Annotated in this window: 6 protein-coding genes; all 6 read right to left on the bottom strand. The window is 74.3% G+C overall.

Annotated features, from left to right (window positions below; all coding sequences use genetic code 11):
• Positions 1 to 84: 84 nt before the first annotated feature.
• The 6 genes from LCD33_RS11060 to LCD33_RS11035 all read right to left on the bottom strand — a co-directional run bounded on the left by LCD33_RS11060 (position 85) and on the right by LCD33_RS11035 (position 6,841).
• Positions 85 to 1,389, bottom strand: a complete 1,305-nt coding sequence (locus tag LCD33_RS11060) for a hypothetical protein (protein WP_224977791.1) — start codon at positions 1,387 to 1,389, stop codon at positions 85 to 87.
• 536 nt (positions 1,390 to 1,925) lie between these two features.
• The gene (locus tag LCD33_RS11055; RefSeq protein WP_224968985.1) at positions 1,926 to 2,435 is read right to left on the bottom strand and encodes a DUF4232 domain-containing protein; all 510 of its coding nucleotides are present in this window, start codon (positions 2,433 to 2,435) and stop codon (positions 1,926 to 1,928) included.
• Between the two features lie 252 nt (positions 2,436 to 2,687).
• The gene (locus tag LCD33_RS11050; RefSeq protein ID WP_224968983.1) at positions 2,688 to 4,577 is read right to left on the bottom strand and encodes a S9 family peptidase; all 1,890 of its coding nucleotides are present in this window, start codon (positions 4,575 to 4,577) and stop codon (positions 2,688 to 2,690) included.
• A 178-nt stretch (positions 4,578 to 4,755) separates the two neighbouring features.
• Positions 4,756 to 5,082, bottom strand: a complete 327-nt coding sequence (locus tag LCD33_RS11045) for a hypothetical protein (RefSeq protein ID WP_224963170.1) — start codon at positions 5,080 to 5,082, stop codon at positions 4,756 to 4,758.
• A gap of 273 nt (positions 5,083 to 5,355) precedes the next feature.
• Positions 5,356 to 6,345, bottom strand: coding sequence for a helix-turn-helix transcriptional regulator (locus LCD33_RS11040; RefSeq protein WP_224968981.1), 990 nt, complete (start codon positions 6,343 to 6,345; stop codon positions 5,356 to 5,358).
• Entirely contained in the window at positions 6,338 to 6,841 is a 504-nt protein-coding gene (locus LCD33_RS11035) for a VOC family protein (protein ID WP_224969049.1), read from the bottom strand. The genes LCD33_RS11040 and LCD33_RS11035 overlap by 8 nt, the downstream gene beginning before the upstream one ends.
• Between the last annotated feature and the right edge of the window lie 189 nt (positions 6,842 to 7,030).

The following is a 7,030-nucleotide window of genomic DNA, read 5'->3' as shown; positions in this document are numbered from 1 at the left end:
GCGCCTGACGGACCCCACTCCGTCAGGCGCACCTCAGTTCGTGGCCCGTTTCCCGTTGTACCAGCCGGGATCCGGGCTCGCCCGTCAGCGCTTCGGGAAGTCGACCACCCGTCCGCCGTCCCGGTGCCAATCCACGTACCCCAGCTCGAACTCGGTGCTGCGGCCCCACGGCACGTCGTGCTCGCCGCGCACCGGGTAGCCGAGGTAGGAGCGTTCCCAGCCGAGCGCGGACCAGCGGGCGCGGATGCCGCCGTACACCTCGACGGCCCCGGTCTGCGGCGACCAGTAGATGGAGGCGGCACCGGTGTCGCCGCCGGTGAAGTGCGCGTACTTGCCGCGCCCGTCGGGGGCGGTGAGCTCGTCGGTGGTGGGGTAGCCGAGCAGCCCGTTGGGGCCGCTGAACTGGAGGTACTTGTCGATGATGGCGCCGCGCACCGAGTGCGCCCCGGTCTGCGGGCTCCACGCGATGCCCGCGGCGAACTCGCCGTCACCGTCGAACCGGGCGTACTTGCCGCGCCCGTCGGCGGCGGTGATCTCGTCGGTGGTCGGGTAGCCGAGCGGCCCTGCCTCCCAGCCGGATTCGGCCCACTTGTCCCGGATCGCGCCGAGCACCACGTGCGCCTCGTTGTCCCGGGTCAGGTAGATGGAGGCGCCGCCGGGGCGGGAGAAGTGGTTGTAGGCGCCGAGCTCGTCGGGGGTCGTGGTGGTGTCGGTGGTGGGGTGGCCGAGCGCGGCACCGCCGCCGTTCTCGGTCCACTTCTCCAGGATCGGGGCGCGCAGCAGGTGCGCGCCGGTGGCGCTGGTGAAGTAGATCGCCGAGGCGGTCTCCTTGCCGTCGAGGCTGACGAACTCGGTGTAGCGGGCGCCCGCGTCGTCGGTGAGCTCGTCGGTGGTGGGCACGCCGACGACGTCGTGCGCGCCGAGCGCGACGAACCGGTCGAGGATGCCGCCGAAGACGATGTGCACGCCGGTGTCGGGCGTCCAGTAGAAGCGGGCGTGCTCGTACTCGCGCCAGCGCAGCGAGTCGTGCTCGACCTCCTCGTCGCCGAGCGGGTTGCCGATGGCGTCCTTCACCGCGCGGGGCAGCGCCGAGTAGCGCGCTCCGATCTCGCCGTCACCGGGGCGGGTGGGTTCGTCGTGGACGGGCGCGGTGGCGGGGGCACCGCTGGTGCTGGGCGCGGCGCCGGTGGGCGGCGGGCCGGTCCGTTCGGTCGGGTCGCCGAGCAGCGGGAGTTCGATGGTGTGCTCGGCGCTGGTCTGCGTGGTGCTCGGGCCGCCGAGGAGCCCGCTGATCGGCTGCGCTTCCGCGTGGGCGGCACCGGGCAGCACGGTCAGGACGCACAGAGCCGCCGCGCTGACGGCGGCTCCGGCGAGTTCGGTGACGGTCACTCCTTGCCCCTTTCGAGTCGTCACCTTGTGATCGCCGGAAGGGGCGGTGGAGTTGCACTCTGTTACCGATTCGAGTCCGAGTTTCCTATCGCAACCGGTTTCGGACTTTTCCGGCTCGGCGCGCGACCGAACCGGTACCACTCGGAGTGATCGACGGCAGGGGTGCAGGCACAGCTCGCGGGGGATCGGGGGCGGATCGGATCGGGTTCCGGACGCACAGGGTCAGCAATTTTCGCCGGCAACGTTCCGTGTTCGCCGCAGCGCCGGTGCCCCCGTCCGGCCGCGCGCCCTGCTCCGCCCGGCTTGCCCCCCGCGGCGGACCCCGAGACGCGGGGGGGGGGCGCCCCCCGGGGGGGGGGGGGGGGGGGGAGGGGGGGGGGGGGGGGGGGCGGGGCGGGGGGGCGGGGCCCGCCAGCGGGGCGCGGCGGCCCCCGCCCCGCCCCGCCCCCCGCCCCCCCCGGGCCCCCCCCCCGGGGCCCCCCCCCCCCCCCCCCCCCCCCCCCCGGGGGGGGGGTTCCGGCCCCATGTCGGGAGGGTCAGCCCTGCGCGACCGGGGTCGCCTGCAGCACGCCCTTGAGCTGCTCGCCACCGGGCCAGTCGGTGGCGACCCGGTCGTTCTCGAGGACCGAGGGCAGCGAGAACTCGACGCCGGTGGGCACCGCGGCGTGCGGCGCGGCGTCGGCGGCCTGGATCAGGTAGGAGTGCGCGGGCGAGGTCGCGGTCAGGTTGACCGGCTCGGCGGCGCTGTTCTCGGGGACGACGTCGACGCCCGGGATCGGCGCGCCGTTCTCGTTGAAGACCAGGCCGCGCGGGCCGCCCTGCAGCTTGCAGTTGACGTCCGGGTTCGTGGCCGCGTAGTCGATGCGGAACGCCTCGTGGCCGGCGGCGCCGCCCTGCTCCTTGACGACCGTGACGTTGACGTCGGCGGCGGTGCAGGCGGTGTCGCTCGGGTTGGCGGTCGCGGCCCCGGCGGAGAGGACGGAGATCCCGGCGACCGCCCCGGTGACGGCGGCGGCAGCGGCGATGCGGCGGATGTTCGCGAACATGGTGTTTCCTCCTCAGTGGTTCTTCTGCTCCTGAAGACGTGCCGGGCGCGCCGAGGATGCTCCGGGATGACACTGCTCATGCCGGAGCAACCTCGGGCCCGCCCGAACGTCGTCCGGAGGCGGGTGGGAGGAATGCCCCGTTCGTCCGCTCGATCCCGGGCGAGCGGGACGCAACGGCACCTGGTCCGTCCCCGGGCGCCGACGCACCCGGGGACGCACGCCTTCCGCGAGCACGTGCGGCGCTCGCTGTGATCAGGCCGCTCCGCTGCGGCCGCCGAGGTGCGCGGCGAAGAACCGCTCGATGGCCCGGTGCAGCTCGATCTGGTTCTCCGGGTTGAGGAACCCGTGGCCCTCGTCCTCCTTGACGAGGTACTCGACGTCGACACCGCGTGCCCGCAGCGCGGCGACGATGTTGTCCGATTCGGCCTGCACCACCCGCGCGTCGTTGGCGCCCTGGGCGACCAGCAGCGGCGTGCGGATCCGGTCGACGCGGGTGATGGGGGAGCGGGCGAGCATGTCGGCGCGCTGCTCGGGCACGTCCGGGTCGCCCGCGTACCGGTACCAGTTGCCGATCAGCCCGCGGCGGGCGAACGGCGGCAGCGTGCGGGTGAAGTTGACCAGGTCGGAGATGCCCACGTAGTCGACGGCGGCGGCGAACTTGTCGGGCGTGAAGGTGACGCCGACCAGCGCCGCGTACCCGCCGTAGGAGCCGCCGGAGATCGCGAGGCGCTCGGGGTCGGCGTAGCCCTGCTCGACGGCCCAGTCGGCGGCGTCGATGAGGTCGTCGTGCATGGCCCCGGCGAGCTCGCCGATGGCGGATTCCAGGTGCCGCTTGCCGTACCCGGTGGAGCCGCGGAAGTTCACCTGCAGCACCGCGTACCCGCGGTTCGCCAGCAGCTGCACCTCGGGCGAGTAGCCCCACGAATCCCGGTACCACGGCCCGCCGTGCACCAGCAGCACCAGCGGCAGCCCGCGCGGTTCCACGCCGACCGGCAAGGTCAGGTACGAGGGCAGCGGGAGCCCGTCGCGGGCGGGGATCGTCACCGGCGTCATCGGCGCCAGCGATTCGGGGTCGAGGTGCGGGTACGACCGGAACAGCAGCCGGGATTCCCCGGTGGCGTGGTCGTAGAACCAGGTGGCGCCGGGGTCGCGGTCGTGGGTGAACGACACCACCCAGCGGCGTCCGGTGTCGTCCCGGGAGATCCCGGCCAGGTCACCGTCGGAGAGCGCGGCCAGCTTCGCCAGCACTTCGGCGAACTCGTCGTCCAGCGCCCGGATCTCCTGCCGCTCGCCGAGGTAGCGCACCCCGAGCAGCCGCCCGCTCGCCCGGTCCCGGATCAGCGGGGAGGACTGCTGCGCGACGATGCGCCGGTCCCCGTCGAGGTCCAGCTCCGGGTGCGAGTCCACTTCGGACTCCTCGCCGGTGGTCAGGTCGAACCGGGCCAGCAGGGCGCGGTCCCCGTCGCGGTACGAGCCCAGCCACACCCCGGTGCCGTCCGCGTCGAGCTCGAACGGGTTGATGCCCAGCGGATGGCCGTCGCCGGTGAAGGTCGCGATCGGGGTCAGCTCGCCGGTCGCGGGGTCGTGGCGGGACAGCTCCAGGTCGCCGTCCTCGGTGATGCTGCGGGCGTAGATCTCCGCACCGGGCAGCCAATCCAGCACGGTGCCGGGGTTCTCGGCGAGCACGGTCGACTCGCCGGTGCTGATGTCGATCTCCACCAGGTCGAACCGGTCGAGCTCGCGGGCGTTGAGCTGCACCAGCACCTTGCCGGGCCGGTCCGGGCGCTGCTGCCCGATCGAGGTCCGGACCCCGGGCGGGTAGGGAGTGAGGTCGACCGCGGGCGCGTCCGGGTCGTCCAGGTCCACGCGGAACAGGTGCCAGTCCTCGTTGCCGCCCGCGTCCTGCACGTACAGCAGCCAGCGCGGGTCGTCGGTCCAGTGGTAGCCGGTGACGCTGCGCGTCTCGTCCGCGGTGACGCACCGCGCCTCGGCGTCGTCCTCGACCCCCCGCACCCACACGTTGAGCCGGTTCTTCCACGGCGCCAGGTAGGCGATCCGCGTGCCGTCCGGGGAGATCGAGGCGCCGGCGCGCTCGGGCGAGTCGAAGAACGCTTCCACCGGCAGGATGTCGGGCAGGGCCATGTCGGATCTCTCCTCTCCGACGGCCCGGTCGGCCGCCGTGACCACAGTCGACCCCGTGCCGTCGCGGCATGCTCAAGCCGATTTCCCGTGACCCGAGCCACTCGTGCCGCTGCGAGAACGGATCTCCACCGACGTCCGACCGGATCGCGGCGTCGACGGAGCGCCCGGCCCGGGCCCGTCAGAGCGACCGCAGCCGGTCGCGCACCCGCTCCAGCAAGGGCAGGTCCCGATCCGCCTCGATCCGCCCGCTCCAGGCCAGGCGCCGGTCCAACGCCGCTCCCGGTTCCCGCCGGGGCAGCGGTGGCCGGCAGTCCGGACCGCACGAGTGGTCGCGCCCCCAGCTCTCGATCAGCACCGCGACGCAGTCCGCGCACCCCGAGCGCGCCCGGCCGCCGGTGGTGCGGTCCACACCGACCCCGCAGAACGCGGATCCGCCCCTCGCGTCCCGGACGTGCACCCGCCCGTCCGCGTCGGTCCAGGTCCCGGCGGGCCGCAGCGGCCTCATCGGAACGCCGTTCCGGTGAGGTCGGTGGCGGGACCGGTGCTGGTCGGGGAGGGCACCGGTCCCGCCGGAACCCCACCCGGGCCGCGGCCGGGGATCCGCGGTCGTCCTCGGGTGGGGTGGTCGCGGCGCGCACCGAGCACCCGGGTTCCGAGCGCGGAGCGGAACCGGCGGACGAGGTGCGGCGGCATTCGCGACATACCCCGACCGTCGGCGCCCGATCGCCGCAGGTTGACGGTTATGCGCCCCATGCGCATGGGACCGCATGGGATCCGGTCAGCGGGCGAGTGCCCGGGCGTGCGCGCTGCGGTATTCGCCGGTCCACGCCGCGTGCCGCTGGTCCTCCGGCAAGCCGTCGAGTCCGCTGCCCAGGTGGTCGGCGGCGACGTCGTGCAGGCCCATGTCCAGGGTCGCCATGCCGAGGTTGAGCCGGTGGAAGGTCGGTGTCAGCCAGTAGGCGGTGCCGGGAGCCGGCCGCTGCCCGGATTCCTCCAGCAGCTCGGCGGCGGTGTCCAGGAGCCGTCGTGCACCGTCCCGATCACCGAGGCGGCTCGCCCCGTGCGCGGCTTGAGCGGCGGCCCCGATGCGCTGGTGGACGCTCGCACCGGGGGTGTGGTGCTCGGTGAGGAACCACCGCGCCACTCCGCGCCAGTTCTGCTGCTGGCGGGCGATGTAGCCGCGGAAGTTCGCCGCCTGCGCGGCGAGCACGCCGTCCCCGATCTCGTCGGCGGCCTGCTCGGCTTCGGACAGCCACCGCAGCGCTTCCCGGTCCTGTCGATCCTCGGCGTACAACCACCCGGCGAACTGCACCCACTCGGCGGCGACCGCGGCCAGCGCGGGCCGGTGCGGTCCGGCAGCCTGCCGCACCAGTCCGGTGACCAGCCGCGCGTGCGCGAGGGTGGGCGCGATGAGCGGTACCGGCCCGAGCACGTCGTCGAGCCTGCGCTGCGCGGCGAGCACTCCGGCGAGGGCGGTGACGGTGCCGCCGTCGAGGGTGTGCGGCCGGTCCAGCACCCGCTCGATCCGAGTCCGGCCCGCGTCGTCGAGCACGTCGTCGGCGCCACCGGTGGCGAGCCTGCGCAGCGCTCCGGCGGCACCGACCGCTTCGTCGAGCGCGGCGACGGCGCGGACATCGGGCCGCTGCCGGTCGTGCTCGTACCGGGAGATGTTGCCCTGGTCCACGTGCACGTGGCGCGCGAGCGCGCTCTGCGTCAGCCCCGCGGCGCGGCGGAGGCGCCGCAGCGCCTGCCCGAAGCTCTCAGCCATCGTTCGCCCCTTCCCCGCCGGGCGGCCCGGCGAGCGGCCCACCTTGCCAGCCGTGCGCCCGATCCTCGGCGGACTCGGCCGGGCGAGATCGACTCCGCAGCTGATCAGTCGACCGCGACCGGCCCCAGCAGTTTCCCGCGATGTCCAGGAAGACCGCCACGCGGCCGTAGGGTTCGCTGCGCGGGGGCCGCACGAATTCGACCCCTGCCGCCCGCAGCCGCGCGAGGGCGGCGTCGAAGTCGTCCACGCGCAGGAAGAACCCGACCCGCCCTGCGGTCTGCTCGCCGACCGCGGCGGACTGCCGTTCGCCGTCCGCACGGGCCAGCAGGATTCCGGTCGCGGCACCGGGCGGCCGCACGACGACCCACCGCTTCGCCCGGCCGTCGCCGGTGGTCGCGGGCGAGTCCTCGACGAGCCCGAATCCCAAGGTGCCGGTGAAGAACTCGATCGCCGGGTCGTAGTCGTCGACGACGATCGTCACGAGGTCCAGGTGCACGGCGTCCTCCTGAGCGGATCGCCGACCAGCTTCGCGCACGGCAGGACCCTTCCGCAACGGCCCCGGACAGCAGGAAACCCCCTGTGGGGAGGGGGTTTCCTTCGGCTCGGCCGGACCGTCGGCGCACTGGTGCCGAAGCCGTGGATCGGCGCGGACCACGGCACCGGCCCGGCCTGCGCGCGGGGCGGC

It is taken from the genome of Saccharopolyspora sp. 7B (assembly GCF_020177435.1).
In the GTDB taxonomy this organism is placed as follows: domain Bacteria; phylum Actinomycetota; class Actinomycetes; order Mycobacteriales; family Pseudonocardiaceae; genus Saccharopolyspora_C; species Saccharopolyspora_C gregorii.
The sequence above is the reverse complement of the archived record's forward strand: the minus strand, read 5'-3'. Positions and strand labels throughout refer to the sequence as shown.